21 protein-coding genes are annotated in these 24,183 nt (G+C 49.0%); 7 read left to right on the top strand and 14 right to left on the bottom strand.

Features of this window, described 5'->3' with window-relative positions; genetic code table 11:
• The first annotated feature begins 154 nt into the window (after nt 1-154).
• From E1919_RS07435 to E1919_RS07450, 4 genes are all read left to right on the top strand, one after another.
• On the top strand, nt 155-835 hold the full coding sequence (locus E1919_RS07435; protein WP_162052723.1) for a succinate dehydrogenase cytochrome b subunit: 681 nt from the start codon (nt 155-157) through the stop codon (nt 833-835).
• A 17-nt stretch (nt 836-852) separates the two neighbouring features.
• On the top strand, nt 853-2,787 hold the full coding sequence (locus tag E1919_RS07440) for a fumarate reductase/succinate dehydrogenase flavoprotein subunit (RefSeq protein WP_162052724.1): 1,935 nt from the start codon (nt 853-855) through the stop codon (nt 2,785-2,787).
• Nucleotides 2,788-2,940: 153 nt separating this feature from the next.
• Nucleotides 2,941-3,696: a succinate dehydrogenase/fumarate reductase iron-sulfur subunit gene (locus E1919_RS07445; RefSeq protein ID WP_162052725.1), complete on the top strand. Its 756-nt coding sequence runs from the start codon at nt 2,941-2,943 to the stop codon at nt 3,694-3,696.
• 179 nt (nt 3,697-3,875) lie between these two features.
• On the top strand, nt 3,876-4,400 hold the full coding sequence (locus tag E1919_RS07450; RefSeq protein ID WP_162052726.1) for an NADPH-dependent FMN reductase: 525 nt from the start codon (nt 3,876-3,878) through the stop codon (nt 4,398-4,400).
• A gap of 92 nt (nt 4,401-4,492) precedes the next feature.
• Here E1919_RS07450 and ftsZ read toward each other — a convergent pair whose 3' ends face one another.
• From ftsZ to mraZ, 13 genes are all read right to left on the bottom strand, one after another.
• Nucleotides 4,493-6,073 carry a cell division protein FtsZ gene (gene ftsZ, locus E1919_RS07455; RefSeq protein WP_162052727.1) on the bottom strand — a complete coding sequence of 527 codons (1,581 nt, stop codon included), beginning with the start codon at nt 6,071-6,073 and terminating at the stop codon, nt 4,493-4,495.
• A gap of 26 nt (nt 6,074-6,099) precedes the next feature.
• On the bottom strand, nt 6,100-7,410 hold the full coding sequence (ftsA, locus tag E1919_RS07460) for a cell division protein FtsA (protein WP_162052728.1): 1,311 nt from the start codon (nt 7,408-7,410) through the stop codon (nt 6,100-6,102).
• 12 nt (nt 7,411-7,422) lie between these two features.
• The gene (locus E1919_RS07465; RefSeq protein ID WP_237144109.1) at nt 7,423-8,073 is read right to left on the bottom strand and encodes a cell division protein FtsQ/DivIB; all 651 of its coding nucleotides are present in this window, start codon (nt 8,071-8,073) and stop codon (nt 7,423-7,425) included.
• A gap of 115 nt (nt 8,074-8,188) precedes the next feature.
• A complete protein-coding gene (gene murC / locus E1919_RS07470; protein WP_162052730.1) occupies nt 8,189-9,586 on the bottom strand; it encodes a UDP-N-acetylmuramate--L-alanine ligase in 1,398 nt (465 codons plus the stop codon).
• On the bottom strand, nt 9,583-10,695 hold the full coding sequence (gene murG, locus E1919_RS07475; protein WP_162052731.1) for an undecaprenyldiphospho-muramoylpentapeptide beta-N-acetylglucosaminyltransferase: 1,113 nt from the start codon (nt 10,693-10,695) through the stop codon (nt 9,583-9,585). Before murG ends, murC begins: the two co-directional genes overlap by 4 nt.
• Entirely contained in the window at nt 10,688-11,857 is a 1,170-nt protein-coding gene (locus tag E1919_RS07480) for an FtsW/RodA/SpoVE family cell cycle protein (RefSeq protein ID WP_162052732.1), read from the bottom strand. Before E1919_RS07480 ends, murG begins: the two co-directional genes overlap by 8 nt.
• Before the next feature lie 32 nt (nt 11,858-11,889).
• Nucleotides 11,890-13,233 (bottom strand): UDP-N-acetylmuramoyl-L-alanine--D-glutamate ligase, encoded by a 1,344-nt coding sequence (gene murD, locus E1919_RS07485; protein WP_162052733.1) that lies wholly within the window; start codon nt 13,231-13,233, stop codon nt 11,890-11,892.
• 33 nt (nt 13,234-13,266) lie between these two features.
• Nucleotides 13,267-14,487, bottom strand: coding sequence for a phospho-N-acetylmuramoyl-pentapeptide-transferase (mraY, locus tag E1919_RS07490; RefSeq protein ID WP_162052734.1), 1,221 nt, complete (start codon nt 14,485-14,487; stop codon nt 13,267-13,269).
• Nucleotides 14,488-14,543: 56 nt separating this feature from the next.
• The gene (locus tag E1919_RS07495; RefSeq protein ID WP_162052735.1) at nt 14,544-16,007 is read right to left on the bottom strand and encodes a UDP-N-acetylmuramoyl-L-alanyl-D-glutamate--2,6-diaminopimelate ligase; all 1,464 of its coding nucleotides are present in this window, start codon (nt 16,005-16,007) and stop codon (nt 14,544-14,546) included.
• The gene (locus E1919_RS07500) at nt 16,007-18,109 is read right to left on the bottom strand and encodes a penicillin-binding protein (RefSeq protein WP_162052736.1); all 2,103 of its coding nucleotides are present in this window, start codon (nt 18,107-18,109) and stop codon (nt 16,007-16,009) included. The genes E1919_RS07495 and E1919_RS07500 overlap by 1 nt, the downstream gene beginning before the upstream one ends.
• Entirely contained in the window at nt 18,099-18,530 is a 432-nt protein-coding gene (locus E1919_RS07505; protein ID WP_162052737.1) for an FtsL-like putative cell division protein, read from the bottom strand. Before E1919_RS07505 ends, E1919_RS07500 begins: the two co-directional genes overlap by 11 nt.
• A 40-nt stretch (nt 18,531-18,570) precedes the next feature.
• Nucleotides 18,571-19,482 carry a 16S rRNA (cytosine(1402)-N(4))-methyltransferase RsmH gene (gene rsmH / locus E1919_RS07510; protein ID WP_162052738.1) on the bottom strand — a complete coding sequence of 304 codons (912 nt, stop codon included), beginning with the start codon at nt 19,480-19,482 and terminating at the stop codon, nt 18,571-18,573.
• Between the two features lie 3 nt (nt 19,483-19,485).
• Nucleotides 19,486-19,953, bottom strand: coding sequence for a division/cell wall cluster transcriptional repressor MraZ (mraZ, locus tag E1919_RS07515; protein WP_115564850.1), 468 nt, complete (start codon nt 19,951-19,953; stop codon nt 19,486-19,488).
• Between the two features lie 277 nt (nt 19,954-20,230).
• Here mraZ and E1919_RS27530 point away from each other — a divergent pair, with 277 nt between their 5' ends.
• The 3 genes from E1919_RS27530 to E1919_RS07530 all read left to right on the top strand — a co-directional run bounded on the left by E1919_RS27530 (nt 20,231) and on the right by E1919_RS07530 (nt 23,411).
• Nucleotides 20,231-20,704, top strand: a complete 474-nt coding sequence (locus E1919_RS27530; RefSeq protein ID WP_237144119.1) for an HYC_CC_PP family protein — start codon at nt 20,231-20,233, stop codon at nt 20,702-20,704.
• 83 nt (nt 20,705-20,787) lie between these two features.
• Nucleotides 20,788-23,007, top strand: a complete 2,220-nt coding sequence (locus tag E1919_RS07525) for a TonB-dependent receptor (RefSeq protein ID WP_162052739.1) — start codon at nt 20,788-20,790, stop codon at nt 23,005-23,007.
• 53 nt (nt 23,008-23,060) lie between these two features.
• Nucleotides 23,061-23,411, top strand: coding sequence for a heavy-metal-associated domain-containing protein (locus tag E1919_RS07530; protein WP_162052740.1), 351 nt, complete (start codon nt 23,061-23,063; stop codon nt 23,409-23,411).
• A 77-nt stretch (nt 23,412-23,488) separates the two neighbouring features.
• Here the strand turns inward: E1919_RS07530 and E1919_RS07535 are convergent, their stop codons facing one another.
• The gene (locus E1919_RS07535; RefSeq protein ID WP_162052741.1) at nt 23,489-24,076 is read right to left on the bottom strand and encodes a hypothetical protein; all 588 of its coding nucleotides are present in this window, start codon (nt 24,074-24,076) and stop codon (nt 23,489-23,491) included.
• Nucleotides 24,077-24,183: the final 107 nt, after the last annotated feature.

A 24,183-nucleotide genomic window follows, 5' to 3' on the forward strand; every position in this document is an offset into this window, starting at 1 on the left:
AGGATTGCAGGGAGGTTATAAACCTGTAACCTTTTGTGGTACGCGTAACAATTTAGATTGATTCAAAATATGAAGCTAAAATTGGTTTATATAAGGGCCGCTATTACCTTTGGTAATTAAAAACCCTGATTTACTTAACCTATAACAAACACAAATGAGTTGGTTTACTAAAACGTTTTCCAGTACAATGGGGCGCAAAATCATCATGTCGATTACGGGCCTTTTCCTGTGTTCTTTCCTGGTAGTACACCTTATTGGTAACCTGCAGCTTTTTAATGATGACGGAGGTGCGGCCTTTAATCTTTACTCCTATTTTATGGCCAACAACATTGTTATCCGTATCATGGAAATAGTACTACTTCTTGGCTTCCTCTTTCATATATATGATGCTATCGTACTAGTGCGTAAGAACAAGGCAGCCCGCCCGATTCAATACGCTGAGGTTCGCCCACAGGAAAACAGCACCTGGTCTTCCCGCAACATGGGTTTGTTAGGCACTGTTATTCTTGTTTTCCTCATTATCCATCTATGGAACTTCTTTGTTCCTGCCCGCTTCGGCGGCCTGGAGGGCGTTGTGATAGAGGGTGCAGAGTATGAAAACCTTTATATCAGAGTTGTTGAGTCTTTCCAGATTTGGTGGTATGTACTTATCTACGTGCTCGCGATGGTGGCGCTGGCTTACCACCTGATTCACGGATTTCAGAGTGGTTTCCAAACGCTTGGTTTAGATCACAAAAAGTACACTCCTTTCATTCAGATGTTTGGTTACGCGTTTTCAGTTATTGTGTGTCTTGGCTTTGCCATTATCCCACTATACTTCTTCTTTTTATACTAACTGTCTTTTATTTTGCTATGATATTAGATTCTAAAATCCCGGAAGGCCCAGTAGCTGAAAAGTGGGACAAGCATAAATTTAATGTAAAGCTGGTAAACCCGGCTAACAAAAGAAAATACGATATAATTGTAGTAGGTACCGGCTTAGCTGGTGCTTCTGCCGCAGCTACCCTGGGTGAACTTGGCTATAATGTGAAAGCATTCTGCTTTCAGGACTCCCCGCGCCGTGCGCACTCTATTGCCGCACAGGGTGGTATTAACGCCGCCAAAAACTATCAAAACGACGGGGATTCTGTTTACCGTCTTTTCTATGACACGGTAAAGGGTGGTGACTACCGTTCACGCGAGGCGAACGTTTACCGCCTCGCACAGGTGTCGGTCAACATCATTGACCAGTGTGTGGCGCAGGGTGTTCCTTTTGCCCGTGACTACGGCGGGTTGCTTGCCAACCGTTCGTTCGGTGGTGCGCAGGTGTCGCGTACGTTCTACGCCCGCGGCCAGACCGGGCAGCAGCTGTTATTGGGTGCTTATTCTGCCCTGAACCGCCAGGTAGCTTACGGTAAGGTGAAGGTATTCCCTCGCACGGAAATGCTGGACCTTGTGATGGTTGACGGCAAAGCCCGTGGCATTGTTACCCGTAACCTGATTACAGGCAAAATTGAATCCCATAGCGCACACGCCGTGATACTGGCAACAGGCGGTTACGGTAACGTGTTCTTCCTTTCTACCAACGCGATGGGTTCCAACACAACGGCAGCCTGGAGAGCTTATAAAAAAGGAGCCTTGTTTGCTAACCCTTGCTTTACGCAGATTCACCCAACTTGTATTCCGGTATCAGGCGAGTACCAGTCTAAATTGACGCTGATGTCTGAGTCTCTCCGAAACGACGGACGTGTTTGGGTGCCAAAGACAGTGGAGATAGCGGAGCGGTTAAGAAAAGGTGAAATCTCTGTAAATGATATTGGCGAGGCGGACCGCGATTACTTCCTGGAGCGCAAATACCCAGCCTTCGGTAACCTGGTACCGCGTGACGTGGCTTCCCGTAACGCTAAATTAGCTTGCGACGAAGGACGCGGCGTTGGTTCAACCGGCCTTGCCGTATACCTGGACTTTGCAGATGCTATCAAGCGTGACGGCCAGGCGGCTATTGCAGCCAAGTACGGTAACCTGTTCGAGATGTATGCCAAGATTACGGATGAGAACCCGTACGAAAGACCTATGCGTATCTACCCGGCGGTACACTATACCATGGGTGGCCTTTGGGTGGATTATAACCTGATGACTACTATCCCAGGCTTATATGCCGCTGGCGAGTGTAACTTCTCTGACCACGGTGCGAACCGACTTGGTGCTTCGGCGCTGATGCAGGGACTGGCTGATGGTTACTTCGTGATTCCTTATACCATTGGAGATTACCTGGCGAAGATGCCTTACGATAAAGTGCCAACGGACCACCCTGCCTTTAGAGAGGCAGAGCAGGCAGTAATTGATAAAAACAACCAGTTACTTTCTATCCAGGGCACCCGCACCGTAGATTCTTTCCACAAGGAGCTAGGGTTGATTATGTGGGAACACTGTGGTATGGCTCGTAACGAAGAAGGCTTAAGATTTGCTAAACAAGAAATCCGCAGAATACGCGAGGCTTTCTGGAGTGATGTGAAAGTGACTGGCGTAGGCGAAGAGCTGAACCAGACGCTGGAGCGTGCAAACCGTGTGGCTGACTTTATTGAGTTGGCCGAACTGATGGTAGACGATGCCCAGAACAGGAATGAATCCTGTGGTGGTCACTTCCGCGAGGAGTCTCAGACACCGGAAAACGAAGCCCTGCGTGATGATGAGAACTACGCTTATGTAGCAGCCTGGGAGTTTACGGGTGTTGGCAATGAGCCAAGGCTACACAAGGAGGACCTTGAGTTCGAGAACGTGAAACTCACGCAGCGTAGCTACAAATAATTGATTGATAATTGAAAGTTAGAAATTCAAAATTAGAAATGAATAGCCTTAAAAGATTGTTATACAAGGGCGTCAATTCTGATAATTTCTAATTCATAATTCATAATTTCTAATTCAAAAGAAATGGCTGGAAGTAATCCAAATGCTAAACCGATGAACCTGACACTAAAGGTTTGGCGCCAAAAAAATAGAGACACAGCAGGTCAGCTGGTAAGCTATCCTGTAAAGAACGTTTCCCCTGACATGTCGTTTTTGGAGATGTTGGATGTGTTGAACGATGACCTAGAAATACGTAACGAAGAGCCTATAGCCTTCGACCATGACTGCCGTGAGGGTATCTGCGGAGCGTGTAGCCTGTTTATCAACGGCCGTGCACATGGTCCGGAGCGTGGCACCACTACCTGTCAGTTGCACATGCGTCATTTCAAAGACGGCGACACCATTACTATTGAGCCCTGGAGAGCAGCTGCCTTCCCGGTTCATAAGGACCTGGTGGTGGACCGTTCTGCGTTTGATCGTATTCAGCAGGCGGGTGGTTACATCTCCGTTAACACAGGTGGTGTGCCGGATGCCAACGAGATTCCAATCCCGAAAACAGTAGCAGACAAAGCGTTCGACGCAGCTACCTGCATCCAGTGTGGTGCCTGTGTGGCCGCTTGTAAAAATGCTTCTGCCATGCTGTTTGTCAGTGCGAAGGTGTCGCAACTGGCCCTGCTTCCGCAAGGTAAGACAGAGCGTAAGACGCGCGTGGAGAACATGGTTGCCCAGATGGACATTGAAGGTTTTGGAGCTTGTACCAACACAGGTGCCTGCGCTGCCGAGTGCCCCGTTGGCATATCTTTAGAGAACATCAACAAGCTCAGAAGAGAGTTTATTGTTGCAAAAGCAACCTCTGAGAACGTAGCTTAATAAAGCTTTACCATAAGTAAAGGCGGGGCAGCTACTGTTCCCGCCTTTTTTATTTTAGATGCGCTTGTATATCCATACTTCATGAAGATACAAGCACCGGAAGTGAACGTACGTAAAACGTCCTCCTCTATAACCTATGCTGGTATTAACTGTTAAAGGAGATATAAGAAACACATTATATGATTACAATCATATCAGGCACTAATAGACCTGCCTCACGCTCAAGAGCCATTGCCGACTTATACGCCTCTATGCTGGACGCACGGCAGGAGGCCTATCACATTGTAGATTTGGCTGACTTACCTGCTGATTTTACTGTTTCAGCGATGTACAAGAATGCAGGCAAGAACAAAGAATTCAACAAGCTTATTCAAGTCATAGAGAACTCTGACAAGTTTGTTTTTGTGGTTCCGGAATATAACTCATCTTTCCCTGGCGTGCTGAAGGCTTTTATTGATGCGCTTAGTTACCCCTGCCCTTTCAAGGATAAGAAAGGAGCTTTGATAGGCTTATCGTCTGGTATGCAAGGCAGCGGACTTGCCCTTAGCCACCTTACGGATATACTGCATTACCTAGGCATGCACATTATGGCTATGAAACTGAAGTTTGCCCACATCGAGAAAAACTTTGACGGGAAGATCATCACCAGCGACCTCTACAATGACCTGATGGAAGAACAGATTGAACAGCTCATCCGATTTTAAAGGCTTCTCTCTTTCCGTTTCAGGTAGACGTATAAACAGAAAGCCCCTGCATGCGCGCATGCAGGGGCTTTCTGTTTAGGATTACTAATTATTTAGTCCACGTTGTCGTGCAGAAAACGGTTGTCGCCTAAGATCTCGTTGTCGTCGTTCAGGTTAAAACGGGAGATGTTACGCTCTGAAGAGTGTGACACTCTATCTAAGGCTACATTGCGGCGCAGGTAAGCTGGCACATCCAGCTTCTCCTTAATAGCCTCAGAAGTGATTTCTGAACTCAGCATGCGCAAACGCTCACGGCGCTCTTCTGCACGGCGCTGCATCAGTTCACGCTCTTCTGCTAAACGGCTTGCCGCCTCGCGCTCACGTGCCGCACGGCCATCGTCTTCACGGGGAGCATTATGCGTATAACCACCATTGTTATGGTTCTGTACATCGCTATCCAGCTCAAAAATGATTGGCTGCGGCCGTACTGGCTGCGGCTCCGGACGATGTGCCGGCTGCTGCTCATAAGTTGGAGGCGCGGCCGGCGGTGGTGTTTGCTGTACAGGAGGTTGCGGTGTAACTACAGGAGCAGGCGCTACAGGGCGCGACACAAAGGCAGCTACCTCTTGCGCAGGCTCTGGTCTCACAGGTTCAGTTACCTCGATTTTTTTTTGGCTTTCTAAGTCAAAGAATGTTTTTTTTGGCTCAATGATACTCTCCGCGTCACTGGCAAAACCAGTGGCAATCACCGTCACACGGATACTTTGGCCAAGAGAAGAATCGATGCCGTGCCCGAAGATAACTTCAGCTTCCTGGCCGGCCTTATCCTGGATATACTCTGTGATTTCAGTCAGTTCATCCATTTCCAGTTCCGCCTGCTCGCCAGACATAATTGAAAGCAGGATTTTCTGAGCACCGTGGATATCGGTGTTGTTGAGCAAAGGAGATGAAAGTGCTTCCTCAGCAGCACGCAGGGCTCGGCCCTCGCCCTCTGTAATTGCAGAACCCATTACTGCAGCACCAGAGTCTTTCATTACTGTTTTTACGTCTTCAAAGTCAACGTTTACTTCAGCAGTAACCGTGATGATTTCAGCTATGGATTTAGCAGCAGTCGTCAACACGTTATCAGCTTTCGCGAAAGCCTCACGGATGGTCAGGTTACCAAACATCTCACGCAGTTTATCATTGAGGATCACCAGGATAGTATCGCAGTTCTCGCTCAGTTCCTTGATGCCGTTCTCTGCTGCTATCTTCTTCTTCTTACCCTCGAACACGAAAGGAGCGGTTACGATACCCACTGTCAAAATGCCCAGTTCTTTGGCCACTTTCGCAATAACCGGGGCAGCACCTGTACCGGTACCACCACCCATACCAGCCGTGATAAACACCATTTTGGTGTCGTTGCTTAGCATCTCCCGTATCTCTTCCTTGCTCTCGAGGGCAGCGTGTTTACCTTTCTCAGGGTTAGCACCGGCACCCAAACCTTCCGTCAGGTTCTGGCCGATGGCCAGTTTGTTCGGAACACTGCTGCTTTTTAAAGCCTGTGAGTCGGTGTTACAGATGATAAACTCTACATCTTTGATACCCTGGCCGTACATGTGGTTCACGGCATTGCTGCCTCCGCCCCCGACGCCAATTACTTTTATGATAGACTTACCACTGGTCGGCAAGTCAAATGAATACATTGAAGTCATGCGATTTTCTCCTGCTCTAAAATGGGTTAATAACTTTGTTTGTTGTCGATGTCGTCTGATAAGAAGCCTTTTAGCTTTTGCAGAAGGCCACCTCCACTATTACTGCTGCCAGTTGTGCTTTTCGGCTCTGGCTGTTTCTGATACACAGGCTCATTTACCCCTGTGTAATGGTCCACGCGCTGATCTAACGGCTGATAGCCGGCAAGCACCAATCCGACACTTGTCGCATACATCGGGCTCTTCACAGCGTCTACCTTAGACCTGCCCAGATGCTCGTTCGGATAACCGATACGCGTATCCATGCCCGTAATGTACTCTACCAACTGCACCAGATTCTGTAACTGGGAGCCCCCTCCTGTTACTACAATGCCTCCCGCCAGGCTATTACCATAGCCTGAGCGCACTATTTCAGCATATACTAACTCTACAATCTCCTCCATCCTCGCCTCGATGATATACGCAAGGTTCTTCAGCGAAATCTCCTTCGGCGTACGGTCACGCAAGCCCGGTATGGAGACAATCTCGTTCTCGGAAGCTTCGTCGGCTATGGCTCTGCCAAACTTCACCTTCAGCTGTTCTGCCTGGTTTTGCATCACCATGCAACCCTGCTTGATATCGGAGGTAATGATATTTCCCCCAAAAGGCAAAACTGCCGTGTGGCGGATAATGTTGTCTTTAAAGATGGCTACATCTGTTGTGCCGCCGCCCACGTCTACCAGTGCCACTCCTGCTTCCTTCTCCTCCTCGCTTAGCACCGACATGCTGGATGCTAAGGGCTCGAGGATCAGTTGGTCGACCTCCAGACCTGCGCGCGACACACACTTGTTGATGTTGTTAATGGCGTTAGACTGCGCTGTGATGATATGGAAGTTGCCCTCCAGGCGCACACCAGACATACCTACCGGATCGACAATACCTTCTTCATAATCTACCTTATACTCCTGCGGCATCACGTGAATGATCTCGCTTCCGGGAGGAGTCACCAACCGGTACATGTCGTTCGTAAGGCGATTTACATCCTCTACCGTGATCTCATGGTCGGTTACCTGGCGTGTGATGCTCCCGTTGTGCAGCAGGCTCTTGATATGCTGCCCTGCAATGCCTACGTTTACTACCCCAATGTTGATACCCGACTGTTCTTCGGCCTGACGAATCGCTTTGCGGATGGCTTCTACTGTTTTGTCGATATTGCTTACTATGCCGCGCACTACCCCCTCAGAGGTAGCTTTTCCCATCCCTAATATCTCCAGCTTGCCAAACTCATTTTTACGACCTACAAGTGCGCAAACTTTGGTTGTGCCAATATCCAAGCCTACTACTATTTTGTCGTTCTGCATATCTTTTTTCTGTTATTCACAAATTATCTGGTCTTCGTATTCAATGTTCACTCTCTTATATTTCTCCCAACCCATCACGGGCAGTACCTCTTTATAAAAGATCATTAGCTTTTTAAACTTTTGCTCTACCCTTACAGGCTTGCCAAACTCAACAGTGTGCTCACCTACCTGAGGCAGGAAAGACACTTCCCCTCTGCCGTCTATGTGCATCTGGGCAATTTGTGCTTTCCAAAACTGGTCGTTCTCAATGAACTGCAGCAGGGAAAGGTAAGACTGGCCTATAGAATCCTGAAAGAATCCTTTGTCAGATGACTTGATAAGTGCTGACTTAGTTATTGGTATTACACGAGCGGTGTATCTGTCGGACAGAGGAAGGATGTTACCCTCTGCGTCAATGTAGACATCTTGTTGATCTGTTCGTATAATTCTAGCAATAGGCCTTGTTTGTTTTACTTTTACATGCACGTTTCCATCTAAGCCCCGGTATACCTCCGCATCCTTCACAAATTTGTTTGCTTCGATGCGTTTTTCGAGGTTCTTCAGGTCGATGTCCTGGTTATAAAGTCCCTCAAGTTTCCGCTCACCTTCACGTGTTAGCAGGTCCCGAACTTCCTTATCCCCAATAAAGTAATTATTGTACTCATTATCAATAATTATTGACACTTTCTCACAGATTTTTTCATTTTGCCGAGAGGAAGCAAATCCGGCCAAAGCACCAATGGATACTATGCTACAACCTGCAAAAATTAAAGATTTTATTTTACTATTCAAGCCCATCTCAGTTATTTTCTAAAAAATTTCTCAATGGCCTTACAAGCGTATCTATATCACCAGCTCCAATAGTGGCTAAAACGTCAAAATCACCGTTTTTGGACAGTTTTTCGACTATTTTTTCCTTTGGAACCAACGACTTAATTAGACAGTTTACCTGCTCTAAAATCAGGTCTGATGTCACTCCTTCTATCGGTTTTTCGCGCGCCGGATAGATATCCAGCAGAACCAGTTCATCAGCCTTGCTCAGACTCTCTGCAAACTCGTCTGCAAAGTCACGCGTGCGCGAAAAAAGGTGCGGCTGAAATATCACTAAAATTCGCTTGTTTGGATAGAGCGCACGCAGTGAAATCATGAATGCATCTATCTCTTTCGGGTGGTGCGCATAGTCGTCAATATATACTTTTCCCTTGCCTTCGTACACAAATTCAAACCGCCGCTTCACACCTGTGTAAGCCGCTACTCCACCCCTTATTTTATCATCGGAAACCTGCAAAACCTGCGCCGCCAAAGTTGCCGCCAGGGTGTTTTCTACATTGTGAAAACCTGGTACACCTAAGCTTATATTTTTGATGTCTCCAAAAGGGCTCACCATATCATACTCAAACCAACGCCCGTTGATCTGAAGGTTTTCTGAGTGAGCCGCTCCGCTGTTCAAACTGTACCTGATTACCTGCACGCCTTCCTGCACCTTTTCCGTCAGGCGCGGGTCCGTGTTTTCGTGTAAGAACAGGTATCCGCCGGGCTTTATCTGGCTAATGAACTTCTGAAAAGTACGTATCAGTTCCTCCTTATCACCATAAATATCCAAATGGTCTGGGTCTGCGGAAGTTACAATGGCAACTTCCGGAAACAGCGTCAGGAACGAACGGTCATATTCATCGGCTTCCACTACTATCACCTCCTCTTTTTCAACAGCTCCTTTGCCTATCAGCAGGTTTGAATTCAGGTTGGTGGCGATACCACCTAAAAAGGCGGAACAGTCTACTCCGGCATGGTGCAGCAGTTGAGTCACGATGGAAGAAGTTGTAGTTTTCCCATGTGTTCCGGCTACTGCAACAGTATAAGCAGACGCCGTGATGATACCCAGCACCTCCGAGCGCTTTTTGATGGTGTAGCCTTGCTCCTTCAGGTAAGCCCACTCGGTGTGCTCTGCCGGAATAGCGGGCGTCAGCACCACCAATGTTTCCTCTTTATGCTGCAAAACCTCCTGCGGCAGCAGGTTTACATCATCCTCATAGTGCACCACAATGCCTTCCTGCTCCAGCGCCTCGGTTAAGGTGGTGCGGGTTTTATCGTAGCCCCACACCGGGTAACCTTTGGCGTTGAACCAGCGGGCAATGGCGCTCATTCCGATGCCGCCGATGCCTAAGAAGTAGATGTATGTATAGTCTTCCAGTTTCACTTGATCAATCCAATTAGCTCGTTCACAATATCGGCTGCCGCATTCGGGCGGGCCATTTTCAGGATGTTCGTGCGCAAGCGCTTTTGCTCCTGCTCATCCTGCGCCAGTTGTAAAGCAGCCGGTACTAATTTCTCAGCTGCCTCCGCATCACGCACCAGTATGGCAGCATTTTGCTGCACCAGCGCCATGGCATTTTTCGTCTGGTGATCTTCGGCCACATTTGGCGAAGGCACCAGCACTGAAGGTTTCCCCGCCAGGCAAAGCTCTGAAATAGACAAAGCCCCTGCCCTGGAAACTACAATGTCGGCCGCAGCATAGGCTAAATCCATGCGCTTGATAAAGTCAAAGGCACGTACATCCTGCGCTTTGTGCTTTTCTTCCAGCGCCTGTGCCTCCGGATAATAAGTCTTTCCTGTTTGCCAGATCAACTGATAACCTGCCTGAATAATTTGCTCCAGGCCGGCAGCGATGCTTTGGTTTATAGTTCTAGCACCCAGGCTTCCGCCAATGACCAGTATCGTTTTCTTCTCCCCAATAAGGCCGAAGTGCTGCAGTGCCTCCTGCCGTTTCTGCTGGCTGTTCATGATATCGCTGCGCACCGGGTTCCCGGTCAGTACCAGCTTCTCAGCGGGGAAAAAAGCTTCCATGTTTGGATACGCCACGCATACTTTATCCACCCGCTTCGCCAACAGTTTGTTCGTGATGCCTGCGTAAGAATTCTGCTCCTGAATGAGCGCCGGCACTTTACGTGCCGTAGCGGCATATAACAAGGGCCCGCTGGCATAGCCACCCACACCTACCACGGCGTCCGGTTTAAAATCTCTGATAATCTTATGGGCTGCACGCACACTGGAAAACACCTTGAACGGGAACGACAAGTTGTCCAGCGTCAGGCGCCGCTGTAAGCCGCTAATCCACAATCCCACAATCTTATACCCTGCTTCCGGCACACGCGTCATCTCCATCCGGCCCTTCGCGCCCACAAACAGGATCTCTGCCTCCGGATTAACCTCCTTCAGTTGGTTGGCAATGGCCACGGCCGGGTATATATGCCCGCCGGTGCCGCCACCGCTGATGATAACGCGATATGGTCGGTTAGACTCAGGCATTTACAGCTGTATTAACGGGTGAATTTACGGTAACGGTAGCCATGGCAGCACGTTCCAACTCGCTTTCGTTACGGCTTACACTCAAAATAATCCCGATGGAAATACCGGTAAAAATCAGGGAGGTACCTCCCATACTGAGCAGTGGCAGCGGCAAACCCGTAATTGGCCCAAGCCCTACGGCTACCGCCATGTTGACCATTCCCTGCAACACAAGGCTAAAACTCAGACCAGCAGATAAAAGTCCTCCAAAAGCCCCATTGCTCTTACTCACCGTGACAAGGCCCCGGTAGAGAAGCGCCAGGTATAAAAACAGCACTGTTACACCTCCTATCAAACCGTATTCTTCCAGGATGATAGAGTAAATAAAGTCAGAGTAAGGGTGCGGGAGGATATCGCGTTGATCGCTGTTACCAGGCCCCTTACCTACCACGCCACCGGTGGCAATGGCGATGTAAGACTGCTCCAACTGAAAGGGCACTTCGTTGGGGTCCATGAAATCCTGCATCCGGCTGATGGCCGTATCCATACGCTGCCCCACGGCAAGGCCGATACCCCCTACAACTATTCCTACTGCAACTACCGCCGCCAGATACTTTACAGGCACTCTGCCGATAAACATTAACAGCATGCAGGTACCGAAAAGCAATACGGCAGTAGACGTGTTTGTCATGGCTATCAGCGCACAAATAGCTACTGTCCAGCCAAAAATGGGGAGTAAGGTTCCTCTCAGGTCGTGCAGCACCTGCTGTCTTTTGGAGAGCATACTGGCCAGGTATGATATCAGAGCCAACTTGGCTAAATCCGAAGGCTGAAAGGTTTGGTTGATAACTGGAATCGTAATCCAACGGGATGCTTCGTTGATATTGGAACCGTAGAAATATGTGATGATAAGCAGTGGTGCAGAAAGCAGCAGCGCCAGCAGCGAAAGCTTGGAGTAATAGCGGTAGTTAATTTTATGGGCAGCCCACATAAAGGCCAGACCAACAAAAATCAGGAAAGAGTGCTTGAAAAGGAAATACTCGGTGTTCCCTTCCATTTTCTTGTAAGCAAGCGTACCCGTTGCAGAATATACCACAGCCACACTGATCAGTGAGAACACGATCACGATTCCCCATAGTACGGGATCTCCATTCAGGTTTTTCTGTAACCACTGCTTGTTCATAAACCTTTGGCTTTGGTTATGCTTGTATTCTTTTATTTCTTCAGCACTATCTTCTCTACAGCTTCTTTAAATCGCTGTCCACGGTGTTCGTAATTCTTAAACAAGTCGAAACTTGCACAGGCCGGCGAAAGCAGCACCACATCTCCGGCCGTGGCCAGTGAGCGGCTCAGGCGCACAGCATACTCTATGGAAGTGGTTTCTGCAATAATCGGCACTACTCTTCCAAAAGTTTCCTGCAGCTTTTTGTTGTCTTTGCCCAGGCATACCAGCACTTTCACTTTCTCTCGTGCCAGTTCTACCAGCGTGCTGTAGTCGTTGCCTTTGTCCACGCCACCTGCTATCCAGATGATGGGCTGCTTGATGCCTTCTAGCGCATACCACACCGCCTCTACATTCGTGGCTTTGGAATCGTTGATATAGGTTACTTCCTTGGCCACTCCTACCGGCTGCAGGCGGTGCTCCGCATTCTGAAAAGTTTCCAGAGCCTGCTCAATCGCTTCGTCTGAAACCTGCATCAGTTTGGCCACTGCCACAGCTGCCATGGTGTTGTATTGGTTGTGCTTGCCTATGAGAGTGGATTTAGAAGTGTCTATTTCCCCCTTATAAAACTCAACCTCCACTTTTATATTTTTACCCTCCTGGAAAACTTTGCCATTGCCGGCTCCTTTTAGTGTGAAGGGCACCGTAGTTCCTGCGAACGTCTCTTTATGTAAGGCCTTGGCAATATTTTCGTCATCGGCATTGTACACGAAAAAATCAGACCCCGTCATGTTCTGCGCTATCCTTAGCTTGGAGGCAGCATATTTTTCCATGCTGTACTCATAGCGGTCCAAGTGATCCGGCGTGATGTTCGTGAGTACCGCAATATGCGCCTTGAACTGGTACATGTTGTCGAGCTGAAAACTGCTCAGTTCCACCACGTAGTAGTCGTATTTGTTCTCGATTACTTTTTCTGCCAGGCTCTCTCCTATGTTACCTGCCAAACCCACATTCAATCCTGCGTTTTTCAGCAGGTGGTATATCAGCAGCGTCGTCGTTGTTTTGCCGTTTGTTCCGGTGATGCAGATAAACTTCGCATCTGTATACCTTCCGGCAAATTCGATTTCCGAGATTACCGGTATCTCTCTCTTGGTTGCTTCTTGTACAATTGCAGCTTTATCAGGAATGCCAGGACTTTTAATGATTTCATCAGCGTTGAGTATTTGGTTAAAAGAATGTGTTTTTTCTTCAAAAGAGATAGCTGCCGTTACCAGCTTTGCTTTGTAGCTTTCCTTTATCTCCCCCATATCCGAGACAAACACCTCCAGCCCCTTTGCCTTTGCCAGCAAAGCAGCTCCTACACCACTCTCTCCTGCTCCTAGTATTGCTACTTTCATAGTTTCGTTAATCGTATCCCGTTGTGCCTGTCCTTAGCGTAATTTCAAAGTTGCCAAGGTTAAAATGGCCAGCATAATGCCCACAATCCAGAAGCGGCCAACGATTTTAGACTCGTGGTAGCCTGATTTCTGATAATGGTGGTGGAGCGGCGACATCTTAAAGATGCGGCGACCCTCGCCATATTTCTTCCGCGTATATTTAAAATAGCTCACCTGCAGCATCACCGACAGGTTCTCTACCAAGAAGATTCCGCATAAAATGGGAATCAATAATTCTTTCCGTACAATCAGCGCCAGCACCGCGATAATACCACCAATGGCCAAACTGCCTGTATCGCCCATAAACACTTGCGCCGGGTAAGTGTTATACCACAGGAAACCCACGCAGGCTCCAACAAAAGCGAGACAGAAAATAGCCAGCTCTCCTGAATTCGGTATGTACATAATGTCCAGGTAGTCAGCAAAAATGGTGTTACCAGACACGTAGGTGAATATCGCCAGCGTCATGCCAATGATAGCCGAAGTACCAGCCGCCAGTCCGTCGATACCATCTGTTATGTTCGCCCCGTTAGATACTGCTGTGATAATCAGGATTACAAACGGGATGTACAGGTAACAAGACCAGTCCTGAAACAGCGGCCCGGCAAAAGCAAACAGGTTGCAGTAGTCCAATTCGTTGTTCTTCCGGAACGGAATGGTTGTAATCATCTTATGCACGTCCGTGTACCTACTGGTAGCGTTAACCGCCGAAACAGTGCCGTCGTTGAACAGGTACTGCCTCACCACCACATCATCGTTGAAGTATAGTGTCAGCCCCACGATAAGCCCGAGGCCAACCTGGCCTAATATTTTAAAGCGCCCGGCCAGCCCTTCTTTGTTCTTTCTGAATATCTTGATGTAGTCGTCCAGGAAACCGATAAGGCCTAACCATACCGTAGAGACCAGCATCAGGAGGATATAAATATTATCAAGGCGCGCGAACAGCAGCGTAGGCACCAGGATGGCGAGCAGTATAATTAAACCGCCCATCGTCGGCGTTCCCTTCTTCTCCATCTGCCCCTCCAGGCCCAGGTCGCGGATGCTCTCCCCCACCTGCTTGCGCTGGAGTACTTTTATCAGTTTACCGCCAAATATCATCGCGATCAGCAACGAAACAAGCGTAGCCATACCTGCCCTGAATGAGATGTACTGGAACACACCTGCCCCGATAAAATCGAATTCGCGGTCCAGATATGTAAAGAGGTAGTATAGCATTTAATTGTAATCGTTTTCCCTTGGCTTTATTCTTTGTATTCGTTTGTGCTGTCTTGTTACTTACCTAATTGCTGAAACATCTCGTGCAGCACCTGCTTGTCGTCAAAATCGTACTTCACGCCTTTTATCTCCTGGTATGTCTCGTGGCCCTTTCCTGCCACCAAAATGATATCATTTTCATCGGCCAGCATAACGGCTGTTTTGATAGCTTCTCTCCTGTCCAGTACCGATAGTGTTTTTTTATAGTCAAGCGGCTTCACCCCCTTCTGCATGTCCTCCAGAATAGCCTGCGGCTCCTCAAAGCGCGGGTTGTCGGAGGTCAAAATTACTTTGTCGCTGAAACGGCAGGCAATGTCTGCCATCACGGGGCGCTTGGCTGCGTCGCGGTTTCCGCCGCAACCCACCAGCGTAATCACTTTCTGGTTCGGGTTCCGGATCTGCTGAATCGTGTTCAGCACGTTTTCCAGCGCATCCGGCGTATGGGCGTAGTCTACAATGCCAGTTATCTGCGCATCCGACACCACATAGTCAAAACGCCCGACGGCAGAGCTTAAACTCGACAACACAGTGAGCGTCTCCATCTTATCTTCATCCATCAGCACAGCCACGCCATAAGCACCAAGCAGGTTGTAGGCGTTGAATGCTCCGATCAGCTTACACCATATCTCGTGGCCGTCCACTTCGAGGTGCAGCCCCTGAATAGTATTGTCGATGATGCGGGCTTTGAAATTAACAGCTTTGCGTAATGCAAAATAATGCACATTAGCCTGCGTGTTCTGCACCATCACCGGTCCCCGCTTGTCATCGGCGTTAATAAGCGCAAAAGCACCTTTTGGCAGTATATCGAAGAAAGACTTCTTGGCTTTTATATATTCATCAAAAGTACCATGGTAATCGAGGTGGTCGTGGGTGATGTTCGTGAAAACGCCGCCTGCAAATGTGAGCCCCGCCACACGCTGCTGTACCATGGCATGCGAACTTACTTCCATGAAACAATGCGTGCAACCCGCTTTTACCATCTGCGCCAGCAACTCGTTTAGCTTCACAGCGTCCGGTGTGGTGTGCGTAGCCGGAATCACCTCCTCATCTATCTGGTTCTGCACGGTGGAGAGCAGCCCAACATGGTAGCCCAATTCACGGAACAGCTTGTGCAGCAGCGTAACAGAAGTTGTTTTTCCGTTTGTACCGGTTACTCCAACCAATTGCAGCTTTTTGGAAGGAAAATCATAAAAAGCAGAGGCAATATACCCCAGCGCTTCTTTTGAATCCTTTACCACCACGTAAGTTATGCCTTCCTGTAGCTGCGCTGGCAGCGCTTCACAGACAATGGCAGCCGCATTTAGCGCCTCGGCCTTCGGAATAAAGTCATGCCCATCAGTCTGCACGCCGCGCACTGCCACAAACACCACGTCCTCCCGCACCTGGCGCGAGTCGAATGTAATACCTGCCACTGACACACCCAGCGAACCTTTTGTGTCCAGCACTTTTACATCTTTCAGTATGGTTTGCAGTAATTGCATTAGCTAAGCGTAATCGTTATGGTTTTATCTTTATCTATTTCAGTGCCTGGTGCCATGGATTGCCTGTGCACCCGCTTTCCGGAACCTTCCACTCTCACCTCCAGGTGTTGATTACCCAGGATAAAGAGTGCGTCACGCAGCGTCATACCTGTTACATCAGGCACTTGCCCCTGCAGCACCGGGTTTGCCTTAAAATTGAGTGAACGTCGCTGTGGCTCCACTTTCACCCACTCCTCATCTGCTCCGGCGGTAGCATGACTGCTGATGCCAATCTTGTTCAGGATAACAGACAGATCATCGAAGCTGCCGGCAGGTATCAGCGGCAGGCTGTCTTTATTTGGTACCACGCGGGCATGCATCGGTTTGTGCATAGCCAAGTCGCGGGCATAGGCCTTGTCTGCCAACTCCTTAAAAACAGGCGCTGCCACATCGCCCCCATACACGTTCACCCCTTTTGGACTGTCGATAATGACAATACAGGAGTATTTCGGGTTGTCGGCCGGGAAGTAGCCTGCAAAGGAGGTAGAATACTCGCGCACGTAGCGCCCATTCTTCACTTTACGCGCCGTACCTGTTTTACCTGCTACTTTATAGTCTGCGCTGCGGATGTTTTTGGCAGTTCCCTGCTCCACCACCCCTTCCAGCATCATTTTCAGTTTCTTCAGCGTCTCATCCGAACAGATTTTCTCATTCAGCACGCGTGTGTTGAATGATTGAATTACGTTGTCTGCCTTGCGGATTTCCTTTACAATGATCGGCTGTATCTTCACGCCGTTGTTTGCCACCGCGTTGTAGAAAGCGAGCGTCTGCAGCGGAGAGAGTTTCAGCTCATACCCGATGGCCATGGAGGTAAGCGTAGTACCGTACCAGTTCTTATCCTGCGGGTTCTTCATGTACGGGCGTGCCTCGCCTTCCATCTGAAAGCCAAGCGTACTGCTCAAACCAAATTGATGCAGATAGTCTACATAGGCGCGGGGATTCTGGCTGAAGTTTGCCTCCATCAGCTTTGCCACTCCAATGTTCGACGACTTCTCAAACACCTGCTGCACCGTTATCTTCCCAAAGCCACCATGGTGCGAATCGCTCATAATGGTATTCCTGATGCGGTAGCGGCCATCGCCGGTATCGATTGTATCCGACAGGTTTATCTGGGGAGCATGCTCCAAGAGGGCCATCATAGAAGCAAGCTTAAATGTGGAGCCTGGCTCTGTGCGCCCCTGGTTACCAACTGCATAGTTATAGTCTTCGATGTAGCCGCCGGTGGTTTTACCAAGATTGGCAATCGCCTTTATCTCCCCTGTCTTCACCTCCATCATAATCACGCAGCCATACTCTGCCTTTGTTCGCTCCAGGGCTTTGTAAAGGGCGTTTTCAGCAACGTCCTGCAGGTTAATATCGATGGTGGTTTTGATGTCGTAGCCGTGCTGCGGCTTTACATCAGTGCCGTCGTAAATTGGCTTGCTTCCCCCAGCGATACGTTCGAAGAGCGCCTCCCCATCCGTACCTGTCAGGTTGCTGTTGAAGCTATACTCTAAACCTGCCCCGTATTTATCTTCGTTGATAAAGCCGATGGTTCTATCGGCCAGTAAGCCGAAAGGCTTGAAACGCTTTTCTACTTTCTCGAATATCACGCCGCCTCTGCCTTTTCCTTCCCGGAAAATGGGCCAGCGCGTCATCATTTTCTTGTCCTGATAATTTATCTGCCTGCTGTTCAGGCGTATGTAGCGCCTGTCTGAGTGGCGTGCATTCTTAATTTTCCGGCGGTAATGATCCGCAGACTTATCGCCGTAAAACCGGGAGAGCAGCAAAGCCAGCGAATCCACACCGCTGTTAAATGTCTCTGCCTTAGCCACTGTCGGGTCGAACGCGACACGGTAAAAAGGCAGTGATGTTGCCAGAATGCTTCCATTGTCGGAGAAGATGTTTCCGCGCGTAGCGGCCACCGGCTTATAGTAGATGCGGCGCTCTTTGGAGATGCTCTTCCACTTCTGGCCATCCATAAACTGAATCTGCACGATTTTGTAAACTATCGCACACGCGAAAAGGCAGATAGCCAGAAAGGCTACCCGCACCCTAACGAGTATGGATTTTTTAATATTCATCCGCAGGCACAACTACTTGAAAAGGTGGAGATGAACTTTCTACCAGGCCAAGGGGCGCCACGTTGCGTGCCACCTCTGATTGCTTGCTGGCCTCCATGTACTCAGACTTGAGCGTGGTGAAGTCCGCTCGAAGGTCTTCTGTCTCTATTTTGACTTTTTCAATCTTGCGGATGGTTTTCTCGGCGAAGTGGGTGTTGCCGATATAGAAAAGGGTGATGCCCGTCAGGAACAGGACGTGCGGCATAAACTTAAGCGGCACCCCATGTTCAAACAAGGCATCTACGTTGGCATATTTATCAAGCAGCGCAAATAAGCTGAAGCCTCTGGCCTTTTTTGGCTTCGGTGCTTCCGGCTCTGGCTTCACACGCACCAGGTTTCCCTTAGATGCATCTGCTTTCTTTGTTAGTACATTTGAAGCCATAATAATTTGTTTCCTTTAGCTAATACTCTGCATTTATCTGTCAGCTCTCCGCTCTCTTCTCTGCCACCCTTAGCTTAGCGCTCCTGGAGCGGCTGTTCTCCAGCAACTCCTGCTCCGTTGGTGTAACCGGTTTGCGGTACACCGCCTCTAATGGCTTTATCTCATTCCCGAACAGATCCTTCTCTACTTCCCCGAAGAACTTGCCTTTGGCAATGTAGTTCTTCACCAGCCTGTCTTCGAGCGAGTGGTACGAAATCACCACCAGCCGCCCGCCCGGCTTCAGCAGCTCCGTTGCCTGCTCCAGCATTTCCTCCAGCGCCTTCATCTCGTCGTTCACCTCTATGCGAAGCGCCTGGAACACCTGCGCCAGGTACTTGTTCTCTTTCCCTTTCGGGGTGCAAGACCTGATGGCCTCTTTAAAGTCATTTATCGTCTGCAGTGGCACCCGGTTCCGCTTTTCCACCACGGTGCGGGCCAGCGTCTTCGCGTTTTTCACCTCTCCGTAAATCCCGAAGATGCGATGCAACTGCTCTTCCGAATAGGTTTCCAGCACCTCCTGCGCTGTCGTGCCTGCCTCTGCATTCATGCGCATGTCCAGCGGCCCGTCGAAGCGGGTAGAGAAGCCACGCTCCGGCACGTTAAACTGATGCGACGAAACACCTAAGTCGGCCAATATACCGTTCACTTCTTTTACCCGGTACAGCCGCAGGTACTTTTTTAAGTCGCGGAAGTTGGCGCGCACAAACTGAAAGGTAGTGCTATCCAGCTTCTTCGACTGCTCCTCAGCGTCCCGGTCCTGGTCAAACCCATAGAGCTTACCGGCTGTAAGCTTGCTTGCGATAAGGCTAGAATGCCCACCACCTCCAAAGGTCACGTCTACATAGATTCCTTCGGGCTTAACAGCCAGGGCCTCTACAGACTTCTCTAACATTACTGGACGGTGGTACTCCATTAATTAAATCAGCGGCTCTTCAGCCGGTTTATCACCCAGGAACTTCTGGGCGAGCTGTGAGAAATTCTGTTGATCCTTTATCAGGAAGTCCTCATACTGGTCCGGGTTCCATATCTCTACACGGTTGCCGAGCCCCACCACGATGGCCTCCTTCTCCAGCGCCGCAAACCGCGCCATCGTCTTCGGCACGATAAAGCGGCCTGTGCCATCCAACTCAATCTCGGTATTGCCCCGGAAGAAGTTCCGCTGGAAATGACGGTACTCTTCGTTGAACTCGTTTAACCCAGCCACTTTGTCGTAAATCACCTTCCACTCCGCCTTTGGGTACAGCACCAGGCATGGCTCAAATCCTCTCATAAGCACAACATGGTTGCCTGACTCCTCCGGTAGATTAGCTTTTATCTTTGCAGGTAAAACTAATCGTCCCTTGGGGTCAATCTTGCACTCATATTCGCCGGAGAGAAAGTTCATAGGCAACGAGGTTCTGACTGTATAGACTTTGGACTATACAAATGTAGCGAATCAGCAAAACTCCACAACCACAATCTACCACTTTTTACCACTTTGTGGATAAATTATGGTTATCCACCCCACTTATCCACATTATCCACATTTCCACGTCTATATTTTGGGTATAAGTTTATTTGCACCAGTTGCGGCGTTTGCTTATACTACGAGGCACTAAATCATAATACACTGAAAAACACCACTATAACTAAAATATAGAAAACAACTAATTTTAGCTGATTTGGTTCTTCAACAAAAGTGGGAGAAAATGGCAAATGTGGGACAAAGTGGGGGAAATGTGTATATTTGCAATGTGAAAACCACCCTGCGCCATACCGTTCCGCTACTGCTTGCCTTCTGCGTTATGCTGGGGTCTGTGGGCATTGCGCTCAGTGAGCAACTGTGCCTGATGACAGGGCTCAGAAAGGTAGAAGCGCTGGCTCATACCGACGGCTGCTGCGAAGGTGAGAAGGCTGCCAATGAGGAAGATAGCTGTTGCACAGAAGAGGTAACTTTTGCCAAACTGGAGACAGTTTCCTCACAGAAGGCACTGGCTATTGCGCTGCCTGTTTTCTTATATGAGGAGGTAACACCGGTTTTTTCAGGTTTGTTCAGCAGTTTACCAACAGACCTGCGCCCCCTCACTTACTCCGACTCCTCCCCTCCACTTTATGGCCGCAAGCTCCTGCACCTCCTCCAGGTGCTGATAATTTGATTTTCGCGTGAAAACCGCTGAAGTGGGAGCATTTTCCTCGTCAGCTGTGATTTTTACGTCTGAAATTCAAATTACTTAAAAACATGTTCCGGAATAAACAAAGCAATCCGCTTCATTACATAGCAGTTCTAACTGCTCTTTTCACCTTCACCTTGTCTGCCAACGCTCAGGAACTGAGGGGCAAAGTGGTAGACAGTGCCAATACTTCTAGTCCGATAATAGGGGCCAATGTAGTCTGGAAAGGCACCAGCATTGGCACTGCCACCGATGCCACCGGCAGCTTTGTTCTTCAGAAACAGGATGCCATAAGCCCTGAGATTGTCGTCACCTATATTGGCTATACCCCTGATACTATTCAGGTAACCGGGAAAGATTTCGTTTCCATCCCGCTGGCAGCCTCTGGTTCTCTGAAAGAAGTGGTGGTGGAAGGACAGCAAACCCGCTACTCCTCCCTCACTCCCACTAACTCACAGATTATCACCTCCCGGGATTTGGAGAAATCTGCCTGCTGCAACCTGGCAGAGAGCTTTGAGACCAATGCCTCTGTAGAAGTTTCCACCACGGACGCCGTATCCGGGGCAAAGCAGATTCAGATGCTGGGCCTGGATGGCTCTTATACCCTGCTCACAACAGATAACATACCCTCCCTGCGCGGACTGGCCACACCTTACCGCCTCAACTACCTATCCGGCACCTATATCCAGTCCATCGACATCATCAAAGGCACAGGCTCCGTCCTGAATGGCTATGAGTCTGTATCCGGGCAGGTGAACGTGATGCTGAAAGACCCGGCAAAAGCGGAGCGGCTTTTTGTGAACGTGTATGGCAACAGCCTGGCACGCTTTGATGCCAACGTGAATGTGGCCACGGAAGTAGGCGACAAATGGAGCACTATCCTGATGCTGCACACCGACCAACTTCACAACCGCGTAGACCGCAACAAGGATGGCTTTATGGACCTTTCGCTGGGCACACAGTACAACATGTTTAATAAGTGGAAGTACGAGCACAAAGCCGTTGTATCAGAGTTTGGCGTGGGTGCTTTGCGTGAGACTAGGATAGGTGGCCAGATGGAGTACGACGAGAATACGCTACAGGAAGAGCAGCCTTACTATGGTACCGAATCTGAAACTGACAGGCTTACCGCCTACAATAAAACCTCCTATACGTTTCCAGGCAAGCCTTACCAGAGCATTGGCGCCATTACGTCCCTCACGCATCATAAGTTTGACGCACAATACGGCTTGCGCAACTATGACGGAGAACAGAACAGCGGCTCCGCCAGGTTAATCTTCCAGTCCATCATTGGCCACACCGGCCACACCTATAAAGCAGGCCTCAGCTACAACTACGACAGCTACACCGAAACCTTAACCGACAGCACTTTTGGCCGGACAGAGCGTGTGCCGGGGGCGTTCCTGGAGTATGTGTATAACAACTCTAACAACCTGACGATAGTGGCTGGCTCCCGCTTGGATTTCCACAACCTGTACGGCACCATCTTTACGCCTAGACTGAATGTGAAATTTGACGCTACTCCTACCACTATTTTCCGATTGGCAGCAGGCAAAGGATTCAGAGTAGCCAATCCTGTTGCAGAAAACACGGCAGCCCTTGTCAGTTCCCGCGCTATTGATTTCAGGGAGGAGCTTCAGCCAGAGGAAGCCTGGAATTTAGGCGGCTCCTTTACCCATTACTTTGAGTTAGGCGGAAGACCAGGCACCTTTGTAACAGACTACTACTATACAACTTTCACAAACCAGGTGGTGGCCGATATGTACACGGACCCAAAAAGGGTTATGTTCTACAACCTGAGCGGGCGCTCGTTCTCTAAAAGTTTCCAGGCAGAGGTGCAATACGAGGTGCTGAAAGGCTTTGATGTAAAGGCTGCTTATAAATACTTCGATGTAAAGACAACCTACAGCGGCCAGCTGGTGCAAAAACCGATGATTCCGGAGCACCGGTTTTTTGTGAACCTAGGCTTTGCCACGCCATTCGATAAATGGCGCGCGGACCTCACCACACAATACTTCGGCCTGATGCCGCTTGCTTCTATAGAAGACAGTGGCGCAGCCATGAACATGCGCGAATCGGACAGGTTTTTTACTACGAACGCGCAGGTAACAAGGGCCTTCAAACGTTGGGAAGTTTATGTAGGTGGAGAAAATCTCCTGAACTACCGGCAGCCCAATCCGATTGTTGGTGCTAGCGACCCATTTGGCTCAAATTTTGATGCCAGCATGGTGTGGGGACCTATCACAGGGCGCGTGATTTACGCTGGCTTACGCTTCAAGATTGACTAATAAAAGATAAAGAAGACAAAATAATTCATATTTAACTATAACTTCAATTTAACATGATAAAGGTAAAAATGCTGCTCCTGTCTATGCTGATAGCGCTTCTGAGCATGAGCTCGAATGCACAAACACAGCCTAAAAACCAAGAGACAGTTGCCATCAAAACGTCAGCGGTATGCGACATGTGCAAGAAAACCATGGAGAAGGCCATGGCTTATGAGAAAGGCGTAAAGTCATCATCTTTAGATGTTGACTCGAAAGTGCTGACGGTGGTATTTGATAGCCGTAAAACGAATGTTGACAATATTCGCAAGGCCGTGACTGAGACAGGATATGATGCTGATGACAAGCCCGCCCAGGAGCGCGCCTACAAGAGGCTGGATGACTGCTGCAAAAAGGGAGCACATTAATCAAACCGCATAAACAGAAAAGGGGCCGCTAAAGCGGCCCCTTTTCTGTTTATGCGGTTTGACGGTATTTGATGCAGTTAGAAAGTAAAACCCATGTGTAAGCCAACGGCAAGTACAGGCGACCCTTTGGTATAGTACAGGTACTCTATCCTACCTCCTGCCACGCCATTGCGAAAAACGCCAAAGTCATTTTCTATAAAACCTGTAACCCCGACGTCAGCCGTTCTGATATGTACTACAGAGCCATCTACGGTACCAACATCTTCCGGATCAGAGTTTATTTCGGAACGATGCCGGCCTGTCATTCCGCCTCCTATACGGAAAACAAGCGTCTCGTTCTGCAGTAAATCATAATTCAACTCGAAGCCACCCATGTAATAGGTGCTCTTAATAGTATAAATCTCGCTGGTTTTATCGTAACGCGACCCTGATAGCATGCCTAAGTTTACACCTAAGCCAAAGCGCTCTCCCAAATAGTGGTGTAACCGATTACTAAACATGAGTCCCTGGCTATCGAAATCAGAAAGATATACATAACTTACACTTGCCCTTAAAGAACCTGGATCCTTGTTGGCAAACACTCCCTGCGCGGAAGTAGACAACGAAGAAAGTTGAAACAGAATAAACCCCAGCAGGAAAGCAGCTCTTGTAAAGATTTTTATCATGGCTGAAAAGAGTATAGGTTCAGGTGAAGCCGCACGCAGCAGCGTCAAACCACTTCCCTTACGTCACTTTAACACAAGCTGTTTCAATCTCCGCTAAAGTATATTTT

This window comes from Pontibacter pamirensis (genome assembly GCF_010015475.1).
In the GTDB taxonomy this organism is placed as follows: Bacteria; Bacteroidota; Bacteroidia; order Cytophagales; family Hymenobacteraceae; genus Pontibacter; species Pontibacter pamirensis.

What these genes read in the sequence shown, in the direction of transcription:
- E1919_RS07435 (WP_162052723.1), top strand. Translation starts at nt 155, where the DNA reads ATGAGTTGGTTTACTAAAACGTTTTCCAGTACAATGGGGCGCAAAATC.
- murD (WP_162052733.1), bottom strand. Translation starts at nt 13,233, where the DNA reads ATGAAAGTAGCAATACTAGGAGCAGGAGAGAGTGGTGTAGGAGCTGCT.
- E1919_RS07505 (WP_162052737.1), bottom strand. Translation starts at nt 18,530, where the DNA reads ATGGCTTCAAATGTACTAACAAAGAAAGCAGATGCATCTAAGGGAAAC.
- mraZ (WP_115564850.1), bottom strand. Translation starts at nt 19,953, where the DNA reads ATGAACTTTCTCTCCGGCGAATATGAGTGCAAGATTGACCCCAAGGGA.
- ftsA (WP_162052728.1), bottom strand. Translation starts at nt 7,410, where the DNA reads ATGCAGAACGACAAAATAGTAGTAGGCTTGGATATTGGCACAACCAAA.
- murG (WP_162052731.1), bottom strand. Translation starts at nt 10,695, where the DNA reads ATGCCTGAGTCTAACCGACCATATCGCGTTATCATCAGCGGTGGCGGC.
- E1919_RS07525 (WP_162052739.1), top strand. Translation starts at nt 20,788, where the DNA reads ATGTTCCGGAATAAACAAAGCAATCCGCTTCATTACATAGCAGTTCTA.
- E1919_RS07530 (WP_162052740.1), top strand. Translation starts at nt 23,061, where the DNA reads ATGATAAAGGTAAAAATGCTGCTCCTGTCTATGCTGATAGCGCTTCTG.
- ftsZ (WP_162052727.1), bottom strand. Translation starts at nt 6,073, where the DNA reads ATGACTTCAATGTATTCATTTGACTTGCCGACCAGTGGTAAGTCTATC.
- E1919_RS07495 (WP_162052735.1), bottom strand. Translation starts at nt 16,007, where the DNA reads ATGCAATTACTGCAAACCATACTGAAAGATGTAAAAGTGCTGGACACA.
- mraY (WP_162052734.1), bottom strand. Translation starts at nt 14,487, where the DNA reads ATGCTATACTACCTCTTTACATATCTGGACCGCGAATTCGATTTTATC.
- E1919_RS07535 (WP_162052741.1), bottom strand. Translation starts at nt 24,076, where the DNA reads ATGATAAAAATCTTTACAAGAGCTGCTTTCCTGCTGGGGTTTATTCTG.
- E1919_RS07500 (WP_162052736.1), bottom strand. Translation starts at nt 18,109, where the DNA reads ATGAATATTAAAAAATCCATACTCGTTAGGGTGCGGGTAGCCTTTCTG.
- E1919_RS07445 (WP_162052725.1), top strand. Translation starts at nt 2,941, where the DNA reads ATGAACCTGACACTAAAGGTTTGGCGCCAAAAAAATAGAGACACAGCA.
- rsmH (WP_162052738.1), bottom strand. Translation starts at nt 19,482, where the DNA reads ATGGAGTACCACCGTCCAGTAATGTTAGAGAAGTCTGTAGAGGCCCTG.
- E1919_RS07480 (WP_162052732.1), bottom strand. Translation starts at nt 11,857, where the DNA reads ATGAACAAGCAGTGGTTACAGAAAAACCTGAATGGAGATCCCGTACTA.
- E1919_RS07450 (WP_162052726.1), top strand. Translation starts at nt 3,876, where the DNA reads ATGATTACAATCATATCAGGCACTAATAGACCTGCCTCACGCTCAAGA.
- E1919_RS07440 (WP_162052724.1), top strand. Translation starts at nt 853, where the DNA reads ATGATATTAGATTCTAAAATCCCGGAAGGCCCAGTAGCTGAAAAGTGG.